Below are 22,564 nucleotides of genomic sequence, written 5' to 3' on the forward strand. Positions count from 1 at the left end.
AGCTACGCGACGTCTCAGTAGCTGAGCTACACGACTTCTAACTCGCGGAACTACTCCGTCTTGTTGACCATCTCCGTGATGATCCCGACGGCACCGCGCAGCGTCGCGAGTTCTTCGCCACCCAGCCCGGCCAGCTGCTCGTTCATCCACGCCTCACGCGCATGGGTCTCGTCCGCGAGCAACGCCTGCCCGGCGTCGGAGAGATTGACGATGATCTGACGACCGTCCGTGGGATGCGGCGAGCGCTCGACCAGACCGAGCTCGGCGAGAGAAGCAACAACGCGCGTCATCGACGGCGGCTGAACTTTCTCACGTGCTGCGAGTACGCCAGGGGTCATCGGGCCGTACTGATCCAAGCTCGCCAAAGCGGACAGTTGCGTCAGCGATACCTGAGCGTCGACTCTGCGGCCGCGCAGATGCCTGGTGAGACGCACTACAGCCAGGGAAAGATCGCTGGCCAGCGCACGAGTTTCGGTGGTCACGCGTCAGACAATACGTCAAGAGCTGGCCGGTAGCTCACGTAATCGAATACCGGTCAACCCTGATTTCACGTAAGGGCGTCGGTAATGGGTCCGACAGTGAAGTAGGCCACAAAAAGTGCCGCCACGATCCAGAGCAACGGGTGGATCTTCTTGATACCACCGCTGGCAGCGTGCAGGACCACCCATGAAATGAAGCCGACACCGATGCCGTTGGCGATCGAGTAGGTGAACGGCATGACGATCATGGTCAGGAACGCCGGGAGAGCCACCGAGAACTTGGTGAAATCGATGTCTCGGACCTGTCCGATCATCAGCGCACCGACGACGACGAGGGCAGGCGCAGCTGCCTCGATCGGCACGACGGAGTAGAGCGGCGTCAGGAACATCGCGACGAGGAAGAGCAGTCCGGTCACGACATTTGCCAGGCCCGTGCGGGCGCCTTCCGCGATACCCGACGCGGATTCCACGAACACGGTGTTCGACGACGCCGAAGCGCCACCGCCCACGATCGCGCCCGCGCCTTCGACGACAAGCGCGCGACCGACGTTGGGGAGGTTTCCGTCCTTGTCGGTCAGGCCGGCTTCCTTACCGAGACCCGTCATCGTGCCCATGGCGTCGAAGAAATTCGCGAGCACGAGGGTGAAGACAAGCAGGCTGGCGGCCAGAACACCGATGCGGGTGAACGCGCCGAAGATGCTGACGTCGCCGACCAGGCTCAGATCAGGCATACCACCGAGCATCTCCGGGATCGCGGGGATGCTGAGGTTCCAGCCCTTGGGGTTGGTTCCGAGCGAGGGTCCGACATCGGCAACTGCCTCGATGATCGCGGCGAGGATCGTCGTGACGACGATGCCGATCAGCAGTCCACCACGAACCTTGCGCACAACCAGAACACCCATGAGCAGGACACCGAAGATGAACACCACGGTCGGCCACGAAGCGATCGAGCCGTTGATTCCGAGTCCGACGGGAACCGTCGTACCGGCGGCGTCGGGGATGCGGCGGACGAATCCGGCGTCGACCAGCCCGATGAAGGCGATGAACATGCCGATACCGGCCGCGATCGCGGACTTCAATGCCGAGGGAATCGCATTGAACACCGCAGTTCGGAAACCGGTGAGTGCCAACAGAACGATGATCACACCGTCGATGACCACCAGTCCCATCGCCTCGGGCCAGGTGACCTGAGGTGCGATGGTGACGGCGAGCAGGCTGTTGATGCCGAGACCCGCGGCGATGGCAAACGGATAGTTGGCAACGAGACCGAAGACGATGCTCATCAGGCCGGCAACCAGAGCGGTGACCGCAGCCACCTGGTTGACCGGAAGGATGTTGCCGAGAACGTCGGTCTTCGCTGCAGCGTCGTCAGCCGAGAAACTGCCGAGGATCAGGGGGTTGAGGACCACGATGTAGGCCATCGCCACGAAGGTGACGACACCGCCGCGAACCTCGGTCGAGATCGTCGACCCTCGTTCGCTGATCTTGAAATAGGTGTCGAGGATCTTGCCGGGTGCCGCCATGTTTGTTCTTTCCCCATCGCTGTAGGTCGCCGTGTGCCGGCGCACATGAAGCCGGTCGCACTAGGGAGAGTAGGCCACCGGGGTACGGGTAGCGTTAATTTTGTGACGGAGACTCGCAACACAACCAGCCTGATCGGCAAATTGTCCGCACCCGCGCCGGCACTGATCATCGGCACCGCGTTGTGGGTGGTCGCCACGATCGTGGTCGCGGTGAGCGGCGATCGTTGGTCGGATGCACTCCCGATCTGTTACGCGGGTATCGGAGTCGGCTTCCTCGGCCTCGCTCTGTTCTCCATTCAACGACGCGCAGCTGTGCGCGGTGACAAGGGCGCACAACAGGGCGCCGGTCTGGTCGACTGAGCAGGTCGATTCACCCTGCCAGTATGGTAAGCCTACCCTGCACTCTAGTGTCGGTCTTAGCTTGTCAATGCTGAAAGGAACCACGTAACCGTGAAGATCTCCCACCGAAATCGTTGGAAAAGCCGAGGACGTTGGACGAGACTGACACCCGTTGCTCTGGTCGCCCTGGTCGGCACAGCACTCGTCTCCTGCGGTTCGAACGACGACGCAGCAAGTAGTTCGTCGAGTTCCGGTGGCGGCGCCTTCCCCGTCACGATCGATCACGCTTTCGGCAGCACCACGATCGATTCCGAACCACAACGGATCGTCACTGTCGGTTACAACGACGAGCAGGCTCTGCTGGCCTTGGGCATCAAGCCCGTCGGAATGGTCAATCAGTACCCGGGCGAGCCGGACGTCAACCGCACGTGGCCGTGGGTCACCGGCCCTTGGGGCGGAACCGAACCGACCGTCGTCGGCAGCAATCCCGAAACCACGATCAGCGTCGAAAAGATCGCTGCGCTCGAGCCCGACTTGATCCTCGCGCTCTACTCGAGCATCGACAAAGACCTGTACAGCACACTTTCCGCGATCGCCCCGACCGTCGCGAAGGATCCGGCCTACGGCGACTACGCAACTCCGTGGCAGATCACGACGAAGACCGCAGCGAAGGCAGTGGGTCGCGAGGCCGACGGCGCGAAGTTGGTCGCCGATATCGACAAGCAGTTCGCCGACGCCAGAAGCGCTCACCCGGAATTTGCAGACCAGACCGCGGTGATCATCAGCGTCGACACGACCCCGGAGTTCTACGCCTTCTCCTCCGAGGACGCCCGCGGACGGGTCCTCGGCAGTCTCGGATTCAAACCTGCTCCCGCGGTCGAGGCATTGATGAACGGTGAGTTCTACGCGCCCATCTCCACCGAGCGACTAGATCTCCTCGACGTGGACCGTCTCGTTGTCATCGGCAATCCCGATGCCGCCCAGGCGGTCCGAAACAATCCGGGCTTCCAGCAACTCGACGTGGTCAAGAACAATCGCGTCGTCTACGTCAACGACGATCAGGCCCCGCAGGTCGGTGCGGCCCTGACCGCGAGTTCAGCACTGAGCTTGCCGTGGGCGACAAGCCAACTACTCGCCGAACTCACGAAGTAACCAGCGCCCGGCGCTTCCTGATCTGCGCAGTTCCCCAGATCCACACTCCGGCCCACACCATCCCGAACGCCCAACCTGCCAGCACATCGGTCATCCAATGGGCAGCCAGGTAGACGCGGGAGAATCCGACAGCGATCGTGTACAGGCCGAGGCTCGCGAGCATTGCCATCTTCGCGAGCCTCGGCAAAGCAAGCCGAAGAATCACTGCGGCAACCGAAGTCGCGAGTATCGCGCTCATCATCGCGTGGCCCGACGGGAACGAATACGAATCGATTTCGATCAAACGCTCCGGCAGGGGTGGACGGGTTCGTGTGAAGATGCGCTTCAATCCGCTCATCACGAGCAGACCGGTCAACATCGATCCGGCGATCAGCAGAGCTTCCGTTCGGAGCCCCCGAACCAGAAGCACGATCGTGAGCAGCGTCGCGATCAGCCACGACGCGAGGGTTCCGCCGCTGTCGGTGATGACGTCGACCACGTCCACGAGCCACGCCGTCCGCTGGCTCACTGCACTGTCGAGTACCCACTGATCAAAAGACATCTGCCCTCACATCCCTTGCGGCAGAGTCCACGTGCGCATCACGTGATGAACGCCGTCCGAGTCCACCCACCACGGCACGGTCACTGTCGCCTCCACCGCTCCTGTCAGTTCCACCGACAGTTCGTGATGGATCACTACCTCGCCGCCGGGAACCTCACGGCCGAGGGCTGCGAAGCCGAGAACTGCCTGTGGTTCGTTCGCCCACGTCGTCACAACGCCGGTGCTGCTCACTCGTCCGTGAACGGATGTGGACGCCGTAGCGACGTCGAGCAGATCTGCCAGTGCGTCAGCTGTCTCGAAATTGCCGAGCACCACTCGTTGTGCAGGCAGTGCCGCTCCCAGCCACGGTCGGTCGAGAACAAGGGCGTCGCCGGGATCGACCAGATCGCCGGAAAGGCCTCGCACGAACGGCGGCAGGTGCAGTTCCTCCAGGTCGAGAACCCGTCGCTGCGCTGCCTCACCCAGCAGTCGGTGCGTCCGCGCGACGACGGCGGAGGCCGGCATCCGTAGTGGGTCGGCAAGCCGATCGAGCAGCAGCTGAGCCAGTTCCGGATCGTCGACGGTATCCGATGCCAGTAATCCGGAGAAGAATCCGGCGTCGGGGTGTTCGGCAGCATCGAGCAATCCCTCGAAGGTGCGATCGCCCGGAGCGCGCAGCAAGCCAAGCACCTCACCGCCGAGTTCGGCATTCGAACGCAACCACCACGCCGTGTATCCACGACGGTCGGTGAGCAGCGCCCGCGTCGCCGGCGACTCGACCAGCAGCGACAGCGCCTGCGGCCAGCGGTCTTCGTCCACGAGATCGAGATCGCGCACGGCTTCGATGTATTCGGGGTCCTCGTCGAGGGTGTCCCACCATGCGTCTTCGGCGTCGAGATCGTGATCGGGGCCGGACGGCAATTCCTCACGGACCACCGTGAAACCCCACCCGACACCGACTACCCGTAGCGCCTGCTCCCCCACCCGCTGAACAAAATCAGCGTCGACGATGCCGAAGGGAGAATCCTCGACCAGGACGCTTGCAAGGGGAGCTCCCGGAAGCAGAAGTTGGTCGGCGGACCGCAATTCGCCCTCCGAATCAGGAAGCAGCACTTCACCGATCCACGACGGCAGCGCCCCTGGCGCCACGTGGGCCGCCAATCCGAGCACCACTTGCGCCAACTCCGTCGCTACCGAATCATCCTGATCCGCAGCATCTTCGATCAAGGCTCGCAGTGCCGGATCGGACAGCAGGTCGGTGGCACTCGCGGTCTGTGCTCCCAATCGAGACAGCAACGGGTGCGCCGCGACAGGATGAACCAACCTCGTCCACTGCACAGACGGTGCGTCTTCGCCCAGTTCGACGCCGACGACGACGGTCCGCGGTCCGGTCACCGTTCGTCCGTCGGAGAGCGGAACCGGCAGTGTTCCAAGCTCTTCCACCGCAAGCGTGTCGATCACCAAGGGCTCGAGAGCCGAATAGAGTCGATTCCACCACTTCGGTTCACGTTCCAAGCCGCTGAGCAGTTCGGCGATGCGCGCGAGCCCGATGCGGTGCGTCGACACCGCCGCGAGTGCTCGCTCGTGCTTGGGGCCGGAGAGCTCGGGGACAACCAGGCCGCCGATGATGTCGGTGAGCAACTCGGCAAGGTCATCACTGAGCCCGGGCACCACGGATGCTCGCTGCGGCGCGCGGTCGGGTTCACCGACCACCGGAAGCCACTCGTTTTCCTGGAGCTCCTTCAGAAGTGCTTCGCGCAGAAGCGAATCGGTTTCGCTGCGGGCAAAGGCAGGAATCGGGACGAGTGCCGTTCGCTGCCGAGGAGGTAGTGCAGCAAGGAACTTCGCGTACCCCTCGGCAAGCGGAGCGATCGGTGCAGCGGGCATGAGGCGTCGCCGATCGGGTTGCATTGCAATGTCGGCAATGATGATCGCCGGGATCGACAGTTCCTCGTCGGATCGGGTCGGGGCCCGCAGCACGTCGTCTGCGACCGGCTCGACGACCCCGTCGCGGACCGGCACCAACCACCGTGCGTTCGGCGCCGAGTACTGCCACCACGTGCGATCTCCGATGACCACCTCGACGAGACCGGAATCCAGCACTCGTTCCGATCGCCGAAAAGTCTTCTCACCCAGACGAATTGATCCGAGAGCCGGGAGTTCGAGAAGCAGGTCGACTGCCTCACGTGTCATCTGCGAAAGCAGCGCCGCGGCATCGACGTCCGGCCGAAGCGTCAGCACCACTTCCGAATCAGCACCGTCGCTCGGCAATTCGCCAGACGGCCACACCAAACGAAGTACGGGGACACCGGTTTCCGGCACGGGGAGTTCGCGAGAGTCGATCTCGCGCAGAGTTTGCGAGGCAGAGAATCGAATCGATCCCGCCGACGAGCGCAGTTCAACCTCGTCACTGACCGAGAGAACTGCCGAGAATCCGACTCCGAACCGCCCCGTCACGCCTTCGTCGGCGTCGACCTTGTTCGACGCACGAAGCGCCGTGAGTGCGTGAACACCGGATTCGTCCAGCGGACGGCCGCTGTTCGCGACGGTCAGCGTCCGACCGTCCACGTCCACCCACAAAGAGCCCTCGAGGCCCCCGCGTGCAGCCGCATCGGCAGCGTTCTGCGCCAGTTCGGTGAGCAGACGGTCGCGGTACCCGGCCTTCGCGAGGTCGGATTCCGCAGCCGCGTCTTCACGCAATCGCGTCGGAGATTCCGACCACGCGCGCAGCGTCGCCTCGCGGAGTGCGTCCGTGCCGAACGGATCTTCTACTCGGTGGATACCGAATCCTCAACTGCAACAACGCTCGACGGGCGAGCGGGCACCGCAATCAGCTCGACTGCTCCGTCGTCGAATGCGTCGAACTGCGGCGAGCCCGCACCGAGCGGCAAGCTGGTGTCCGAATGCGCGCCACAGCCGTAGGACACGCTGACCACCCGGCCGTCTGCGGAGAGTTCGTTGCCGCACACGCCGAACGCTGCGTGCAGCGAACCTGCCAGTGGAAGGAAGAATCCACACAGCCCACACGTCGACGGGGCAGCCTTGGCCATCTCCGACTCCGGGCCGAAGTCACCGTCGAACCAACGCTGCGCGGCATCGAGTCGGCCCTCGAGGCTCATGACCTGTTTGCGGCCTAGCCCGATTTCGAGAGCTACCTCGTCGACTTCCGGGTCACCGGTGGCGACGTAGCCGGGAACGAGCCGAGGATCCTCGGCCGGCGGGGCGAGTAGGTCACCGACGGAGAGATCGCCGGGACGAATCCGCTGATCCCATGGCAGCCATTCCGGCGCAACCAACGCGTCGGGACCCGGCAGCAGCGCCAACTCACTGACAGTTGCGCGGGTGTCCTCCGGTCCGGCAGCGACGACAACCGCCCACTGCCAACCGCGGTATCCGGGAATGTCTGCTGCAAATCGATGGGTGGCGGCAAATTCGTCCTCCGACGTCACGCCGAGGTATGCCCCCACACCGCCTTCATGCAGGTCGACGACTGCCGTTCGGGCAAGCTCGACCGCATCGGCCAGTACTGGGCGCGGCACTGCACGCTCTGGAGAAGTAGCAACACTCACTCCTCCAGTTTGCCGCACCACCGCAAGTCCGCAACGCACTGGGCTGCCATGCTGGGCAGATGAGTAGGTCACACGCCAATTCCGTGCGCACTTTTGCAGTGGTCGCCGTGATCGCGTCAGCCCTGGCGGGGTGCTCCGATTCCCCCGGTGCTCCCGACAACCTCACGTCCGAAACCGGCTCCGTCGAGATCGTTCGAGTGTCCGCGCACGATCCCGACGCGTTCACGCAGGGCCTCGAGATCGACGGAAACCGGTTGTACGAAAGCACCGGACGCGTCGGGCAGTCCTGGGTGCGCTCGAGCGAGATCTCCGACGAGCAGTCCCCCGCTTCGGGACCGGAAGTTGCGCGTGCAGATCTCGACCCGCCGTTGTTCGGTGAGGGCATCACGGTCGCCGGAGACACACTGTGGCAACTCACCTGGAAAGACGGCGTCGCCATCGCCCGTGACAAGGACACCTTGACCGAACGTGGGCGGTTCCCACTCGACACCGAGGGATGGGGAATCTGTTCGCTCGGGGATCGGCTGGTCTCCAGCGACGGTTCGGCCACGTTGACCTTTCGCGATCCCGAAACCTTTGCGCCGATCTCGACAGTCGACGTCACCAGATCTTCGGAGTCCGTCGGCAAATTGAACGAACTGGAATGCGCCGAAGACGGCTCCGTCTACGCCAATGTCTGGACCACCGACACCGTCGTCCGAATCGACCCGTCGGACGGCACCGTCACGAACGTGTACGACGCATCGGCGCTACGCGAAGAACTCGTCACGGATGGATCGACCAGCACCGTCGACGTTCTCAACGGCATCGCGCAGATTCCCGGTACCGATCGATTCCTGCTCACCGGCAAGTATTGGCCGCAGATGTTCGAAGTCCGTTTTGTTAACTGAGTCCGACATGACACAGGACTCGCAGGGGTGTGCGTGGTAGCCGCGCCGACACTAGGACAGAATTGAGTGGTGACCGGACCGCGCGAACCCTACGACCCCGAAACTCGGCGAATCCACGACGAGCCGGAGGGGCAACAGGTGCACCCCGGTTACGACAATTACCCACCCGCGGCCCGCCCGGACAACTACCCGCCTTCGGCTCGCCCCGCTGCGCGTCGCACGCCTTTGCCGCCGCTGCACCCGATCCCCGAATCACGGGAAGACTCGGATTCTGCGTCCGGTTCGAAGGCACCGGGTGCGGACGCCCCCAAGGCTCCCCCGATGCCCCGCAAGCTCACCGTCACCCGCGTCGCAGCGATGCGCAGCCGCGAACTGACGAACAAGGGCATCGCGACCTTCCAGCGCGCAGCGAAGGCCGACGGCGCGGACAAGTCCGGTCTGACCGCTCTCACCTACGCAGTGATGACGAACAACGCCACCGACGCCGCGATCTCCGTCGCCCTTGCGAACACGCTGTTCTTCTCGGCTGCGACGGGTGAGGACAAGACCAAGGTCGCGCTCTATCTCCTGATCACGATCGCACCGTTCGCGGTCATCGCACCGCTCATCGGTCCGATGCTCGACCGGTTGCAGCGCGGCCGCCGCATCGCACTCGCGTCGTCGTTCGGAATCCGGACACTCCTCGCAGTGATCCTGGTCTTCAACTTCGACAGTTGGATCCTCTATCCGGCCGCGCTCGGCATGATGGTGCTCAGTAAATCGTTCTCGGTACTCAAGAGTGCGGTGACACCACGCGTCCTACCACCGGAAATAGACCTGGTGCGCGTCAATTCGCGTCTGACGGTCTTCGGGTTGATCGGCGGAACGATCGGCGCCGGCGCCGTCGCGGGTGCGCTCGCGCTCGCTTTCGGTTCCACCGGAGCCTTGTGGTTCGCCGTCGCCGTCACCGTCTTCGGCGCATATCTGAGCATGCGAATCCCGTCGTGGGTCGAAGTCACCGAGGGTGAGGTTCCCGCGACCATCACCTACCACCCGGACGAGGCGCACCACGCCGGCAGCGCCCCACCACAGCCGAACGCGAAACCGGCCAAGGTCCGACAGCCTCTCGGACGCGCCGTGATCATCGGACTCTGGGGCAACGGCACCATTCGCGTGCTCACCGGCTTCCTGACGCTCTACATCGCGTTCGTCGCCAAATCACGCACCGATCACGAGCCGCTCCAGCAAGCCATGATGCTCGGCCTGGTCGGCGCAGCGGCCGGTCTGGGAAACTTCGCCGGAAATGCCACGGGTGCGCGCCTCAAGCTCGGCCGGCCCGCACTGATCGTGCTCCGGTGCACTGCGTCGGTCTGGATCATCGCGGTGATCGCAGCGCTGACGGACAACCTGATGACCGCTGCGCTGGCCACACTCGTAGCCTCCGCCGCCAGCGCACTCGCCAAGGTCTCACTCGACGCGTCACTCCAGCACGACCTGCCCGAGGAATCGATCGCGTCCGGATTCGGCAGATCCGAGACGGTTCTGCAGTTGAGCTGGGTACTCGGCGGCGCATTGGGGGTTCTGCTTCCGACCGAATACTGGATCGGGTTCACTGTTGTATCGGTGTTCCTGACGATCGGGCTTCTACAGACCTTCCTGAGCTACCGAGGAAGCAGCCTCCTGCCCGGCCTAGGCGGGAAGCGACCCGATCTGGCCGAACAAGAAGTGACCGAAGTGATTTACACCGGTAAATCCAACCGAGGACAAGGAAGTACTCCGCAGTGATGATGCGCTCGAGAACAAAGAAGATCGTGGCAGCGATCAGTGTCCTGATGGTGGTGGCACTAGTTGCTTACGTCTCCGTTCTTTTCGTGATCATCAAGAACATCAACGACGACCCCGAAAAGCTGCCGGTCATCACTGCATACGCACACGGCAAGACGATCGAGACGAACCCTGCCGGGTTCTGCACCATCGATCTGTCCCAGTGCGCCCAGGTGGGCGACATCTATGCCCTCGACGTTCCCGCGGGCTACCCGCTGCAGCTGTCGTTGTCGACGGACGTCTCCGATGCGCAGTGGGCCCTGCTGGCGGTCTACGAGGATGCCGACGGCAACCAGACCGGCGAACCCCGAGTCTTCGAGCCCGGCGAGGCCCTGGCAGTGACGGTCGAATCTTCGAGCGATCCCGTCAAGCAACTCGTCGGCGTCGAAATCCACCTCGCCGTCGGTGAGGGAAGCGAACAGGGACTACTGATCTGGTCGATCAAAACCGCCTGATCCCCGGAACATCGAAAATGCCCTGCACACCGATTGGTGTGCAGGGCATTTTGTTTCGAAGCCGTGTACCGCAGCTCGAATCGAGCGATCAGGTATCGAGCTCGCGAGCGACGGCTCGGACGACCTCGGAGATCCGCTGAGCGGTCTTGCGGTCCGGGTACTTGCCGTTGCGCAGATCCGGCTGGACCTTCGCCTCGAGCAACGTGATCATGTCCTCGACCATGCCGTGCAGCTGGTCAGGGGTGTGCTTACGCTCGACGGGCTCACGACGCGTCGCCGTAGCACCCCGCAACGACGGCGCCGGCTCCAGCACCTTCAGGCTCAGCGCCTGCGGACCGCGGCGGCCCGCAGCCATGCCGAACTCGACGCGCTGGCCGGCCTTCAAGCCTTCGACGCCCTCGGGGAGAGCGGAAGCACGGACGTAGACGTCCTCGCCCTCTTCCTGCGACAGAAAGCCGAAACCCTTTTCGACGTCGTACCACTTCACCTTGCCGGTCGGCACCGCGTTCACCTGCTCATCACTCGACTGGGGCATCTGCCCCAATGTGCTCGGGAGGCTCTCGGAAGAGCCTCATGGCCTTGCTCGCATCGCTTCCGGTGGAAGAATGCAAAAGAACGCGCCCCACACTTGCTTCAGCGGGGCGCGCAGTCTGTTAACAGTCTACCTGTGACGAACCCGGGTCGGCACCCAGGTTTACAGGCACTATCCTCGTAGGTGTGGACCCTCAACCGAACCCGCGCACTTCCGGCACCGGAAACGGTCTGTTCCGTACGGCGATGGCACTGTTCATCGTCGGATTCCTGGCGATCGTGGCCATCTTCGCAGTCCACATCTTCAGCGACACCCCGCCCGGCCTAGCGTTGTACCTGGTGGCACTCGCGTGCCCGATCGGCTTCCTTCTGGCCATCGTCTACACGCTCAGATCCGGTCGACGAGTGCGCTGATCACTCCCGCCTCCAACCGAAAGGTCACTGACCATGAGAATCCTCCTGAACGTGATCTGGCTGGTGTTCGGCGGCTTCTGGCTGGCGTTGGGTTACTTCGCCGCAGGCATCATCTGCTGCATCCTCATCATCACGATTCCCTTCGGAATCGCGGCATTCCGCATCGGCATCTACGCACTGTGGCCGTTCGGTAAGACCGTCGTCGACAAGCCGACCGCTGGTGTCGGTTCGATGATCGGCAATGTCATCTGGGTGATCATCGCGGGTATCTGGTTGGCGATCGGACACATCGTCACCGCCGTCGCGATGGCGATCACGATCATCGGAATTCCGCTCGCGGTCGCGAACCTGAAGATGATTCCGATCTCGCTGATGCCGCTCGGCAAGGAGATCGTCGACGTGGACCGCGTCAATTACGCATAGCCGTGGACCGCGTCAATTACGCATAGCCGTGGACCGGGTGAATTACGCGTAAGCGGGCCCGGAGACAGAAGAACCCGACCACTGCAGGTGCTGTGGTCGGGTTCTCTCGTATCAGGTCGGATCAGCGGCCGAGGCTACCGAGTCCGGGGAGGTTACCGAGCGAACCGGTACCCGTTCCCGGGTTGCCCGGATCAACGGGGCCGACCGGACCCTCGGAGACCACGATGGTCACACTCGAAGCGCGCGAAAGCACGCTCTTCGCAGTGATCTCGACGGTGACGCTGCCGACGGCCGTGGGGGTTCCCGAGATGGTGCCGTCCTGTGCGAGGGACAGTCCGCCGGGCAGAGTGCCGTTGGTGAGCGCAAAGGCTGCCCGGGTATCAGCGGCAGTGAGCTTGTGCGAATACGCCTTACCGACCTGAGCGGCAGGCAGTTCGACGGTCGCGGGTAGCGGGTACGCAGCAACGACGGTCACCTTGCCCCCGTTGGTCGTCGACGCGATGGCGCCGGTCGAGGTGTCGAGCGCGAGGTTTTTGACCTTCTCCAGTGCCGGAACCTTGGTATCGGTCAGAGCGGTGGTGGCGCGGGTCGTCAGATCGACCGACCACAGGTGTCCGTTCATGACGTCCGCGACATATGCAATGCCTGCAGCAGCGTCGACGACCACGCCGTTGGGAATCGCGGTCGGAGACAGCGTGGTCTTCGACAGAACCGCGCCGGCCGGGGTGATCGCCCACAGGTTGGTTGCCCGGGTGTCGGTCATGTAGATGTTGCCGGTGTTCGTGTCGACATCGACGTCGACCGGGTAGAGGTTGTCGGCACGCACGATCGACTTGAGTGCTCCGCCCTTGCGTACGTCCGCCTGCCACAGCGTGCGGCCGTAATTCTCGTCGAAGAAGTTGGTGTCCGCGATGTAGAGGACGCCGCGGACACTGTCGAAGGCGAGCTTGGTCGGCGTTGCCGACTTGTCGACCAGAATGCTCGACACGGCGTCGGCGGCGTTGGGGTCGACGACTCGGATGTTGCCGGACTTGTAGTCCGAGAAGTACGCGCGGTGTGTTGTGGGGTCGACGACGACATCGTTGATCTGCGGCCGCGAGCCGTCGGGGTTCTTCTCGCTCAGCGTGACCGTCTTTTCGACCTTGCCGGTCTTCGTGTCGACAATCGAGATCGCGCCGCCGTAGGAGGAGGACACGTATGCGCGTCCGAGGTCCGAGTCCACGGCAAGTGCCGACGGGTAACCGACGACACCGTCGATGGTGCCGACGGACTTGCCGGTCTTCGTGTCGACGACGGACAACGAGCTGGTCGGTCCGCCGTACTGCGTGATGTATCCGCGGTGGGTTGCCGAGTCGACGACGATGTCACCGGGCTGGGTTGCGGAATAGCTTCCGACAACACCGTGTGTCGGATCCTCGGGTGAGGCGTGTGCAGCGGGAGCAGTGACGGCCAGGCCGACAGCAGCAGCGGCGACGGCGAGTGACGCGGTGACCGCACGCCGACGGTATTGCAGTTTCATGAGGGGTGCCCTACTTCTTTGGAAGACTCTGCGAACCCTGCCCATTCGGGTCAAGTCAGGCAAACCTAACCTAAGTTTCAATCTCGATGTTGAGACACAGGACACATCTTCGACCTGGATCGGCACACCTCTCACTCGGCCGGAATTCCATTTCCACATAACGTGTGACCTTGCTCACATTACGGATGGATAACGGAACGGACACAACCGGACATTCACTCAGGCACCCCCACCTACCTGGGAAGAGTCTCCTGCGCTTTGTGTGACGCGTTGTACGTCCTTCGCCACGCCGCGTTATCAAATGGTGACACGAGAGACTCGAGCCGTTACCGTCGTTTTCGGCCGGGAAACTCGGCCACCTCCGGCCCGCCGCGCCAAGCCTTGTCCCGCGGGTACCGGACTTCCGACAGAGCATTCCAGGGACGAGGACGGGGGACCCAAAGTCCTCTGTGAGAACAGAAAAGTTCTCCAGTGGACACCGGTTCGATCGCAAGACCGAATCTTGGGGTGAAGCCAGACCCTTTCCAGCCAGGAAAGGCGAGGCCGGGCGACCTCTCAGCCCGAACCCGACAGCTGACCTCGCAGGCGCGTGTGGAGAGGATTTCGACCATCATGAGCGGACGCCATCGCAAGCCCACCACCACCGGTCGCACTGTCGCCAAGGTCGCCGTCACCGGCGCCATCATGGGCGTAGCAGGAATTGCAGCCACCGGAACCGCAAGCGCTGCCCCCGACTCCGACTGGGATCGTCTCGCCCAGTGTGAGGCCGGCGGAAACTGGGCCATCAACACCGGCAACGGTTACCAGGGCGGACTGCAGTTCTCCCCCAGCACGTGGAACGCACACGGCGGCGGACAGTACGCAGCCACCGCAAACCAGGCCACCCGCGAGCAGCAGATCGTTGTTGCCGAGCGTGTTCTCGCAAACCAGGGTTGGGGCGCATGGCCGTCCTGCTCCTCCAGCCTCGGACTGAGCAGCGGCGCCACCGAGCGTTCCGCTCCGGCCACCACGGCTCCTCAGGCAGCTCCGGCTCCGGCACAGCAGGTCGCTCAGACCGTTGCACACCCGGTCGCTGACGCCATCGATCAGGCAATCGCGTTCGCCAAGGCCAACGGCATCCCGGTCGACCCGCAGATCCTCGCAGTCGCCGACACCGCGAAGACGTTCCTCAAGTAACACCGGTAAGACTGTCCGCTCGGACGCTCGAACATCAAGAAGGCCCGCACCGAATCGGKGCGGGCCTTCTTCGTGTCGAGTTGTTATCGGTTGATGACGGTGTGCGGGTGTACGTAAGGAAGTGACTCCACCGGAACCGGAAAGGTGGTGTCCTCGCCGAAGGGTGAAAGTCCACCTGCGCGGGTCGATGACAATTCGGTCACTGCGTGATCTCCGTCTGCAGTTTCCGGCCATCCTGGATCTACATAGTGTTGCTTCGAATTGTTGGCCACGAAGTCATTTTGACAGGACGCCGTTACGCCGTACAGACCAGGTCTCTAATCTGATACCTGATGACCGAAACACGTGGCACCCCGGCGGGCAGTTCCGCAGCCGAAAGTCTGACCGATTGGCTCTCGGCGCGCAGTGACGCCGAGTTGACGGAGTTGCTGCGTCTGCGCCCCGATCTGGCCGTACCGCCGCCGAGCACGATGGTGGTTCTCAGTGGTCGGGCGCAGCAACGCGCGTCGGTCAGCCGAGCGGCGGACGAACTCGACACCCTGGATTTCGGTCTTCTCGAATTGTTGGCACTGGCCGGCGCCGAGGAAACTCCGATGACGCGGGCGGAGCTCAACAGTGCAATCGCCGAACGCGCCCTGACCGGCAAGGGCAAGGTCACCAAGAAGGCCGTCGACAAGTCACTGTCGAAGATGCGTGAGTCCGCCCTCGTCTGGGGTGTCGATCCCATCAGCGTCGTCCCGGCAGTCATCGGGATGATTCCGTGGCGTGTGGGGCGAGCCCTCGAACCTGCCGAGGCGATGACCGAGACCGAGATCTCGGCAGCCCTCGACGCTCTGGACACCCGCGAGCGGGATCTCCTCGAGACTCTCGCCAACTCCAGCCCGATCGGTCGCACCCGCGACGCCGCCCCCGGAACGCCGCCTGAGCGCCCGGTTCAGCGACTGCTGGCGGCCGGCCTGCTGCGGTGGCTCGACGAGCAGACCGTCGAGCTTCCGGCGACGGTTCGTCAGGTCATCCGCGGCGAGCCGGTTTTCGATCCGACGACGCTGACCGCACCCGTCATCGGGGGCGACAAACTCAAACCCGCGGACGTGAACGCCGCAGCGGCCGGCGAGGCGCTCGAGTTGGTACGCCAATGCGAGAGCGTGATCGCTGTTCTGGGCGCAGCACCGGCCCCAGCACTGCGAGCAGGTGGACTCGGTGTTCGAGAACTACGACGCGTGGCCAAGACGGCCGATCTCGACGAAGCGCGAGTGAGCCTGCTCGTCGAATTGCTCTCGGCAGCCGGACTCATCGCCAGTGGAACGCCCGACCCGGCGCCGGTCTCGGACAACGCGGACGAATACTGGACGCCCACACTCGCCGTCGACGGCTGGCTCAACGCGTCCACAGCTCGTCGGTGGGAGGTGCTGGCGTCCGCCTGGGTCGACGTACCGCGAGTTCCGTGGATGATCGGGCTGAGGGATTCCACCGACAAGCCCATCGCGGCGCTGTCCGAGGAAGGCCGGGCCCCGGCGGCTCCGCGCGATCGCCAGGCCATTCTGGGGCTACTCTCCGAACTCGACAGTGGCCAGACTGCATCGGCCGTCGAGGTAAGTCGACTACTGGCGTGGCGACGCCCGCGATGGAGCGGGCGCCTACGGACGTTCGCAATCGAGCGGACTCTGGACGAGGCCGCGGCCCTCGGGCTGGTGGCCCGCGGCGCGTTGTCGTCACCTGGACGAGCTTTGCTGCACGGCGGGGACGCCGAAGCCGAAATGCAGTCCGCGCTACCCGAGCCCATCGACTACATCCTGGTCCAGGCAGATCTGACTCTGGTTGCGCCCGGCCCGCTCGTACCGGACCTGCTCGAGCAGGTGAGCCTGGTCGCGGACATCGAGTCGGCAGGATCGGCGTCCATGTACCGCATCAGCGAGGACAGCGTGCGTCGTGCGCTCGACGCCGGTCTGACGGCCACCGAACTGCATGCGATGTTCGCCTCGAAATCGAAGACGCCTGTTCCCCAATCACTTTCGTATCTGATCGACGATGTCGCCCGTCGACACGGGCGACTGCGTGCCGGAGTGGCGGCGTCGTTCATTCGATGTGAGGACGCGTCACTGCTGGCGGAGGTCCTCGCTTCGGCGGTGGCGGAGCCCCTGGCATTGCGCGCCTTGGCTCCCACAGTCGCGATTTCGCAGGCCCCACTGCGCGAGGTCCTGGCCGAGCTGCGCGCAGCCGGATTCGCGCCGGCAGGTGAGGACTCCTCGGGCACGTTGGTCGATCTCCGCCCACGCGGGGCGCGTGTACCGAACCGTCGCAGCCGACCGGCGTCGCGAATGCCCGCGAGCCCGTCGGCGGATCAATTGGCGTCGTTGGTACGGACGATGCGAGCAGGTGACCGCGCTTCCGCCCCGGGCCGTGGTGGTGTCCGGACGGACGGTTCGAGGGAGAACAATGCCGCCACCATCGCGTTACTGGCCACAGCGGCCCGGGACAATTCGAGCGTCAACATCGGCTATGTCGACGCTCAGGGGGTAGCGACTCATCGCATCGTCGACCCCGTCAGCGTGGGTGGCGGACAGCTGGACGCCTTCGACCCGGCAAGTGGTGCCGTACGCCGTTTCACGTTGCACCGCATTACTTCCGTCAGCCCCGTCGACTCCGGAAAAAAGTAGCAGAAAAGAAGCAACTGGCTTTTTTCTGTAAATGAAGTATGGTCGAGGTCAGTTTGTGATTGCCACTTCGAAAAATGAGGAGCGACAATGGCTGACAAGGCGCCGGGAAAGAACATGAAGAAACCCGCTCAGTCGATCAAGGAACGCCGCGCGGAAAAGCGGGCGAAAACTACGGAGTCTTCCGAGTTCATTCGTAAGCGGAAGCGGAGCTGACAGCACAGTCCAGAGGAAGACGAGCTGACTGCGAAGCTGACCAATGCCTGCCTCCACCGACACCCTCGTGCACCTGCACGAAACATTCAACCTGTTCAAGTCACGTAGTCGAGGAACTGATGCACGCTCGCGCGGCTACGCAGCGGGCATGACCCTGGCATCACTGTGTGTCCTCGACGAACACGCTCGGCAATCCGGAATACTTCTTTCGGATTTACCGCAGAAAGAGAATCAACCATCGTGAAAAGAACAATCCACACCCTGGACCGTATTCAAACGAGACTCGAATCGGAGCTTGATTCCACTCCGGGTGATTCCGAAAAGAATATCGGTTATAGATCCGGAATTTCCGAAGCTATTACTCATGTAATGGAAATGCGGAAGTCAGTGGTCGCACAGAAATAGGAGGCGCATCAATTAGGCGCTCATCCCAATAACTGTCGCACTCCACCCACCAGAAAGACGACCTGGTCCTCGTAGAAGTCGGCAAGTCGCTCCGGCGCGAGCGGCTTGCTGCTTCCGCTCCAATCGTCCGCCCGGCTCAACGCCTGGAGGAAGCCCATCAAGGCAACCGCCCAGCGAGTCTCGAGCCTTTCGGGATCGGTAGCAGGAAAGGTACGACGGACCTGGTCGAGAAGATGATCACGAAGGTGCAGCTCGGTCGCCTCGAGGGCTGGATGGCCCGGTCGTGACATCTGCGGCTGCGAAATCTGCGTGACAATTCTGATCCATCGCATTCCCCGCGTGCGATGGCGAAGAAGCAGTGTCTTGTATGGCGCCGTGACGGCCCGCACCAACGCTTCGACCGTCGGCGGCTCCTTGTCGGCGGCTAGGGCGTCCACGTTCGCGCTGATCTGATCTCGCACCGACGTTCCCATGTCCAACAGCACCGCGGCGACCAGATCCTCCTTGGTGCCGAAATGGTAGTGGACGGACGACGGTCCGAGACCGGCCGCCGCGTTGACCGCGCGCAGCGAAACTGCATCCAATCCCTCTGTCGCGAAAAGCCGTTCAGCAGTCTTGAGCAAACGCAGACGTGTCACGTCGCCTTGACGGTTCTGCCGGGAGTCGGTCATACGAACGAGCTTCGCACAGGCTCGCCGAACTTCTCCGAAGCGCTGACCGCGGAGTCAGAGTGATTCACGGTGTGCTCGCACCCTGTTGTCGCGATCGACCCAGCCGTGGGCGCGCGCGTAGTCCACCATCGCGGAGAACTTCTGCTTCCACTGCGCGTTTCCGACCTGGGCCGCGACGGCTTGCTCCAGGTGAGCAATGTCGAGCCAGACATGATCGTCCTCGAGTTCCCCCCACGGTTCCAATGCCCGACTCAGAGTCTCGGATTGATCGTCGCCGCCTACGACGACCGAGAGACTGGTGAAGTCGTCGACCCCGTTCAGTTCGACGGTCGAGGAGGTGGGGGTGATTGTGACGTCCAGTCGCATGACCTCTTCAACGCTCCTTCTCAAAATGCCTGGTTCAGTTGATCGACTTGAAACAACCTTAGACGACATGACTGCGCCAGATAGCATTGAGCTACAAGTGATTACAAACTGCCTGGGCAGATACACCTGCCGGAATCATCGACCAGTGGCGCAACGACACGCTCGGCGAGTTCGGTCAGGCGATCATCGGTACGCCCGAAGATGCGATCGCTCAGATCGAGTGTCTGATCGAGAAGACAGGAGGGTTCGGCACGTTCCTGATCCTTCACGTGGACATGGCGAGCTGGGAGGACACCAAACGCAGCTACGAATTGTTCGCCTCCGAGGTGGTCCCGCACTTCCGGAAGCGGAATGTCGGACGTCAGGCGAGCATGCAGTTCGCCGAGGACAACCGCGAATACCTGATCGGCGGGCTGGTCGGAGCGATCACCAAAGCCCATACCGACTACTACGGCCAACCGGCCGAGACGGGAGCCGTGCGCGCATGAGGGCCGTCCGATTCCAACAGGGAGAATTCGCCGTCGCCGAGATGGCCGACGCGCCGCCGTTGGCACCCCATCAGATCCGCATCGACGTCGTCGCCTGCGGAATCTGCGGCAGCGACCTGAGCATGTCGAAGGACCCGTGCCGATTCGTCGAGGTCGCACAGAACGGTGGCTACCCGCTCGCCACCTTCGATCCAGACGCACCCGTGGTGCTGGGTCACGAATACGCGGGCATCGTCGCCGAGACCGGTTCTGCAGTAGACGATTTCATGATCGGTGATCGGGTGGCCGGCATCGGCTTGGCCACCGACACGGCTACCGGGATCCCGACGATCATCGGTTACTCGAACGAATACCACGGCGCGTTCGGCGATCACATCGTTGTCGACGCATTCTGGGTCCGCAAGGTTCCCGACCATCTGTCACTCGAGCACGCCACACTGGCCGAACCTCTACACGTCGGCGAGATGCATCTCCAGCAGTCCGGCCTCACCTCGGCCGATTCAGCGCTCGTCGTCGGTTGCGGGACGATCGGACTGGGTGCCATCGTCGCGGCGAAAGCGAGAGGGGCACAGATCGTCATCGCGTCCGAACCCTCCCCCAAACGCCGCGAGCTCGCCAAGAAGATGGGCGCGGACATCGTCGTCGACCCCTTCGAACAGGATCCGATCGAACTGTGGAATCAGATGGTCGCCGAAGGCAACCCGCTCGTGGGCCAGGCCGCGAACGGCATCCTGATCGCCTACGAATGCAGCGGCCGGGCGGGGGTCATCGGCGAACTGATGCGCACCCTGCCGTTCAACTCGCGGATTCAGGTCCTGGCTGCGCCGTTCGGCGACGAGACCATCGTTCCCGTCATCGGGCAGTTCCGAAGGATCTCGATCAACTTCGGTCATGGCCCCTACGAGAACGCGTACGACATCACCCTTGCTCGGTTGGCCGCCGGCGAGATCGACGCCGAAGCGATCATTACCGGCCGTGTCGGGCTCGACGGAGTCTCGGACGCTTTTGCGGCTCTTCGCGCACCCGACGAGCACGTGAAGATCCTCGTCCTGCCCGCCGCAGGTCGCCCGGAATAGCGGTTGGTCCTGCCCTGTTGACGTAGGGGTGCCCGAACTCGGGCACCTCTACTTCTGGCTGTGCGAGCGTCGTCTGTTGGCGTATGCGCTCCGATACCAGGACAATGGCAGGGTTGGCGTCAGCCGACAACGCGGTGCAACGCTCTGTGGCTGCCGCGTTTGTTTCACTAGGAGGCTTCCGTGACCGACGGACCGTTGATCGTCCAATCCGACAAGACGCTGCTGTTGGAGGTCGACCACGAGCGCGCCGGCGATGCCAGGCAGGCAATCGCCCCCTTCGCGGAACTCGAACGCGCCCCCGAGCACGTCCACACGTATCGCATCACTCCCCTGGCCTTGTGGAATGCCCGCGCCGCCGGACACGACGCCGAGCAGGTTGTCGACGCTCTGGTTTCGTTCTCACGATTCGCAGTTCCGCAACCGCTGCTGGTCGACATCGTCGACACGATGGCCAGGTACGGACGCTTGCAGCTGGTCAAGAGCCCGGTGCACGGCCTCATCCTGGTCAGCCTCGACCGGGCAGTCCTCACCGAGGTGATGCGACACAAGAAGATCTCGCCGATGCTCGGTGAGAAGGTCGACGACGACACCGTGATCGTCCACCCGAGCGAACGCGGCCGCCTCAAGCAGATGTTGCTCAAGGTGGGCTGGCCGGCCGAGGACCTCGCCGGCTATGTGGACGGCGAAGCGCACCCGATCGATCTCGCTTTCGAAGAGGGCCACTGGGAACTGCGCGACTACCAGCAGATGGCAGCGGATTCGTTCTGGGCCGGCGGCTCGGGCGTCGTCGTGCTGCCGTGTGGCGCCGGCAAGACGATGGTGGGCGCAGCAGCCATGGCAAAGGCCAAAGCCACCACACTCATCCTCGTCACCAATACCGTCGCCGGTCGTCAGTGGAAGCGTGAGCTCATCGCCCGCACGTCGTTGACCGAGGAAGAAATCGGCGAGTACTCCGGCGAGCGCAAGGAGATTCGGCCGGTCACGATCGCCACCTACCAGGTGATCACGCGTCGTACGAAGGGCGAGTACAAGCACCTCGAACTGTTCGACTCCCGGGACTGGGGACTGGTGATCTACGACGAGGTCCACTTGCTGCCCGCGCCCGTCTTCCGGATGACGGCAGACCTGCAGTCGCGCCGCCGTCTCGGCCTGACCGCAACGCTGGTTCGTGAGGACGGCCGCGAAGGCGACGTCTTCTCGCTCATCGGGCCCAAGCGCTACGACGCTCCGTGGAAGGACATCGAAGCGCAGGGCTGGATCGCGCCGGCAGACTGCGTCGAGGTGCGAGTGACGATGACGGACGCCGAGCGCATGTCCTATGCCGTCGCCGAACCGGAGGAGCGCTACAAACTGTGCTCGACGGCGCACACCAAAATTGCTGTCGTGAAGTCCATTCTGGCGAAGCACCCCGATTCCCCGACCTTGGTGATCGGTGCGTATCTCGATCAGCTCGACGAACTCGGCGAAGCCCTGAACGCGCCGGTGATCAAGGGATCCACCAAGAACAAGGAACGTGAGATCCTGTTCGATCAGTTCCGTAACGGTGAGATCCAGACGCTGGTGGTGAGTAAGGTCGCGAACTTCTCGATCGACCTTCCGGAGGCGTCTGTCGCCGTGCAGGTTTCGGGAACCTTCGGATCGAGACAGGAAGAAGCTCAGCGGCTCGGACGACTGTTGCGACCCAAGCACGACGGCGGTCAGGCCCACTTCTATTCGGTGGTTTCCCGCGACACTCTCGATGCGGAATACGCGGCACATCGTCAGCGATTCCTCGCCGAACAGGGCTACGCCTACCGGATCACCGACGCCGATGACCTGCTCGGACCTGCAATCGGCTGAGCATTTCTGCAACACGTTGCAGAATCAAATGGACATACGTCCAGTTGCCTGTAGAG

General features: G+C 63.3%; 23 protein-coding genes and 1 riboswitch. Of the genes, 13 read left to right on the plus strand and 10 right to left on the minus strand.

The annotated features are described in order from the left end of the window. Positions 1–50: 50 nt before the first annotated feature. Positions 51–482: a MarR family winged helix-turn-helix transcriptional regulator gene (locus tag AC1DVN_RS00200; protein ID WP_019744926.1), complete on the minus strand. Its 432-nt coding sequence runs from the start codon at positions 480–482 to the stop codon at positions 51–53. Between the two features lie 65 nt (positions 483–547). Beyond that, positions 548–2,002, minus strand: coding sequence for an NCS2 family permease (locus AC1DVN_RS00205; protein ID WP_020970489.1), 1,455 nt, complete (start codon positions 2,000–2,002; stop codon positions 548–550). Positions 2,003–2,104: 102 nt separating this feature from the next. On the opposite strand from AC1DVN_RS00205, the gene AC1DVN_RS00210 reads away from it, so the two are divergent. Both AC1DVN_RS00210 and AC1DVN_RS00215 read left to right on the plus strand, forming a co-directional pair. After that, entirely contained in the window at positions 2,105–2,362 is a 258-nt protein-coding gene (locus AC1DVN_RS00210; RefSeq protein WP_019744928.1) for a DUF2530 domain-containing protein, read from the plus strand. 90 nt (positions 2,363–2,452) lie between these two features. Next, positions 2,453–3,493: an iron-siderophore ABC transporter substrate-binding protein gene (locus AC1DVN_RS00215; RefSeq protein ID WP_052740959.1), complete on the plus strand. Its 1,041-nt coding sequence runs from the start codon at positions 2,453–2,455 to the stop codon at positions 3,491–3,493. Here AC1DVN_RS00215 and AC1DVN_RS00220 read toward each other — a convergent pair. From AC1DVN_RS00220 to AC1DVN_RS00230, 3 genes are all read right to left on the minus strand, one after another. Beyond that, positions 3,483–4,034, minus strand: a complete 552-nt coding sequence (locus AC1DVN_RS00220; protein WP_020908797.1) for a phosphatase PAP2 family protein — start codon at positions 4,032–4,034, stop codon at positions 3,483–3,485. The genes AC1DVN_RS00215 and AC1DVN_RS00220 overlap by 11 nt on opposite strands. A gap of 6 nt (positions 4,035–4,040) precedes the next feature. Further along, the gene (locus AC1DVN_RS00225; protein WP_477993074.1) at positions 4,041–6,713 is read right to left on the minus strand and encodes a sacsin N-terminal ATP-binding-like domain-containing protein; all 2,673 of its coding nucleotides are present in this window, start codon (positions 6,711–6,713) and stop codon (positions 4,041–4,043) included. A gap of 68 nt (positions 6,714–6,781) precedes the next feature. Further along, on the minus strand, positions 6,782–7,603 hold the full coding sequence (locus tag AC1DVN_RS00230; RefSeq protein ID WP_019744932.1) for a DUF3027 domain-containing protein: 822 nt from the start codon (positions 7,601–7,603) through the stop codon (positions 6,782–6,784). Positions 7,604–7,641: 38 nt separating this feature from the next. Here AC1DVN_RS00230 and AC1DVN_RS00235 point away from each other — a divergent pair, with 38 nt between their 5' ends. The 3 genes from AC1DVN_RS00235 to AC1DVN_RS00245 all read left to right on the plus strand — a co-directional run bounded on the left by AC1DVN_RS00235 (position 7,642) and on the right by AC1DVN_RS00245 (position 10,730). Beyond that, on the plus strand, positions 7,642–8,472 hold the full coding sequence (locus tag AC1DVN_RS00235) for a glutaminyl-peptide cyclotransferase (RefSeq protein ID WP_153211771.1): 831 nt from the start codon (positions 7,642–7,644) through the stop codon (positions 8,470–8,472). A 69-nt stretch (positions 8,473–8,541) separates the two neighbouring features. Beyond that, entirely contained in the window at positions 8,542–10,236 is a 1,695-nt protein-coding gene (locus tag AC1DVN_RS00240) for an MFS transporter (RefSeq protein WP_477993076.1), read from the plus strand. Between the two features lie 26 nt (positions 10,237–10,262). Continuing rightward, complete coding sequence (locus tag AC1DVN_RS00245; protein WP_225989529.1) at positions 10,263–10,730, plus strand: DUF2771 domain-containing protein; 468 nt, start codon at positions 10,263–10,265, stop codon at positions 10,728–10,730. Between the two features lie 88 nt (positions 10,731–10,818). Here AC1DVN_RS00245 and AC1DVN_RS00250 read toward each other — a convergent pair whose 3' ends face one another. Beyond that, positions 10,819–11,232, minus strand: coding sequence for a cold-shock protein (locus AC1DVN_RS00250; RefSeq protein WP_007733502.1), 414 nt, complete (start codon positions 11,230–11,232; stop codon positions 10,819–10,821). Between the two features lie 215 nt (positions 11,233–11,447). Here AC1DVN_RS00250 and AC1DVN_RS00255 point away from each other — a divergent pair, with 215 nt between their 5' ends. Both AC1DVN_RS00255 and AC1DVN_RS00260 read left to right on the plus strand, forming a co-directional pair. Next, a complete protein-coding gene (locus tag AC1DVN_RS00255) occupies positions 11,448–11,675 on the plus strand; it encodes a hypothetical protein (protein ID WP_003940194.1) in 228 nt (75 codons plus the stop codon). A gap of 33 nt (positions 11,676–11,708) precedes the next feature. Then, on the plus strand, positions 11,709–12,098 hold the full coding sequence (locus tag AC1DVN_RS00260) for a YccF domain-containing protein (protein ID WP_003939919.1): 390 nt from the start codon (positions 11,709–11,711) through the stop codon (positions 12,096–12,098). 121 nt (positions 12,099–12,219) lie between these two features. On the opposite strand, the gene AC1DVN_RS00265 is transcribed toward AC1DVN_RS00260, so the two are convergent. Then, positions 12,220–13,617 carry a YncE family protein gene (locus AC1DVN_RS00265; protein ID WP_279217685.1) on the minus strand — a complete coding sequence of 466 codons (1,398 nt, stop codon included), beginning with the start codon at positions 13,615–13,617 and terminating at the stop codon, positions 12,220–12,222. Positions 13,618–14,011: 394 nt separating this feature from the next. Continuing rightward, positions 14,012–14,221, plus strand: a riboswitch (cyclic di-AMP (ydaO/yuaA leader). 8 nt (positions 14,222–14,229) lie between these two features. Here AC1DVN_RS00265 and AC1DVN_RS00270 point away from each other — a divergent pair. Further along, a complete protein-coding gene (locus tag AC1DVN_RS00270; protein WP_019744938.1) occupies positions 14,230–14,793 on the plus strand; it encodes a transglycosylase family protein in 564 nt (187 codons plus the stop codon). 83 nt (positions 14,794–14,876) lie between these two features. On the opposite strand, the gene AC1DVN_RS00275 is transcribed toward AC1DVN_RS00270, so the two are convergent. After that, entirely contained in the window at positions 14,877–15,065 is a 189-nt protein-coding gene (locus AC1DVN_RS00275; protein WP_019744939.1) for a hypothetical protein, read from the minus strand. Positions 15,066–15,125: 60 nt separating this feature from the next. On the opposite strand from AC1DVN_RS00275, the gene AC1DVN_RS00280 reads away from it, so the two are divergent. Both AC1DVN_RS00280 and AC1DVN_RS00285 read left to right on the plus strand, forming a co-directional pair. Further along, positions 15,126–17,450 (plus strand): helicase-associated domain-containing protein, encoded by a 2,325-nt coding sequence (locus AC1DVN_RS00280; RefSeq protein WP_020908802.1) that lies wholly within the window; start codon positions 15,126–15,128, stop codon positions 17,448–17,450. A gap of 87 nt (positions 17,451–17,537) precedes the next feature. Then, a complete protein-coding gene (locus tag AC1DVN_RS00285) occupies positions 17,538–17,663 on the plus strand; it encodes a hypothetical protein (RefSeq protein ID WP_019744941.1) in 126 nt (41 codons plus the stop codon). Between the two features lie 425 nt (positions 17,664–18,088). Here the strand turns inward: AC1DVN_RS00285 and AC1DVN_RS00290 are convergent, their stop codons facing one another. Both AC1DVN_RS00290 and AC1DVN_RS00295 read right to left on the minus strand, forming a co-directional pair. Beyond that, positions 18,089–18,739, minus strand: coding sequence for a TetR/AcrR family transcriptional regulator (locus AC1DVN_RS00290; RefSeq protein ID WP_092763021.1), 651 nt, complete (start codon positions 18,737–18,739; stop codon positions 18,089–18,091). 54 nt (positions 18,740–18,793) lie between these two features. Next, the gene (locus AC1DVN_RS00295) at positions 18,794–19,105 is read right to left on the minus strand and encodes a hypothetical protein (protein WP_477993077.1); all 312 of its coding nucleotides are present in this window, start codon (positions 19,103–19,105) and stop codon (positions 18,794–18,796) included. 275 nt (positions 19,106–19,380) lie between these two features. Between AC1DVN_RS00295 and AC1DVN_RS00300 the strand changes: the two genes are divergently transcribed. The 3 genes from AC1DVN_RS00300 to AC1DVN_RS00310 all read left to right on the plus strand — a co-directional run bounded on the left by AC1DVN_RS00300 (position 19,381) and on the right by AC1DVN_RS00310 (position 22,508). Then, a complete protein-coding gene (locus tag AC1DVN_RS00300) occupies positions 19,381–19,593 on the plus strand; it encodes a hypothetical protein (protein WP_477993079.1) in 213 nt (70 codons plus the stop codon). Further along, a complete protein-coding gene (locus AC1DVN_RS00305; RefSeq protein WP_477993081.1) occupies positions 19,590–20,669 on the plus strand; it encodes an alcohol dehydrogenase catalytic domain-containing protein in 1,080 nt (359 codons plus the stop codon). The genes AC1DVN_RS00300 and AC1DVN_RS00305 overlap by 4 nt, the downstream gene beginning before the upstream one ends. A gap of 180 nt (positions 20,670–20,849) precedes the next feature. Continuing rightward, positions 20,850–22,508, plus strand: a complete 1,659-nt coding sequence (locus AC1DVN_RS00310) for a DNA repair helicase XPB (RefSeq protein WP_019744947.1) — start codon at positions 20,850–20,852, stop codon at positions 22,506–22,508. Positions 22,509–22,564: the final 56 nt, after the last annotated feature.

Source organism: Rhodococcus sp. P4_E4, from assembly GCF_056401575.1.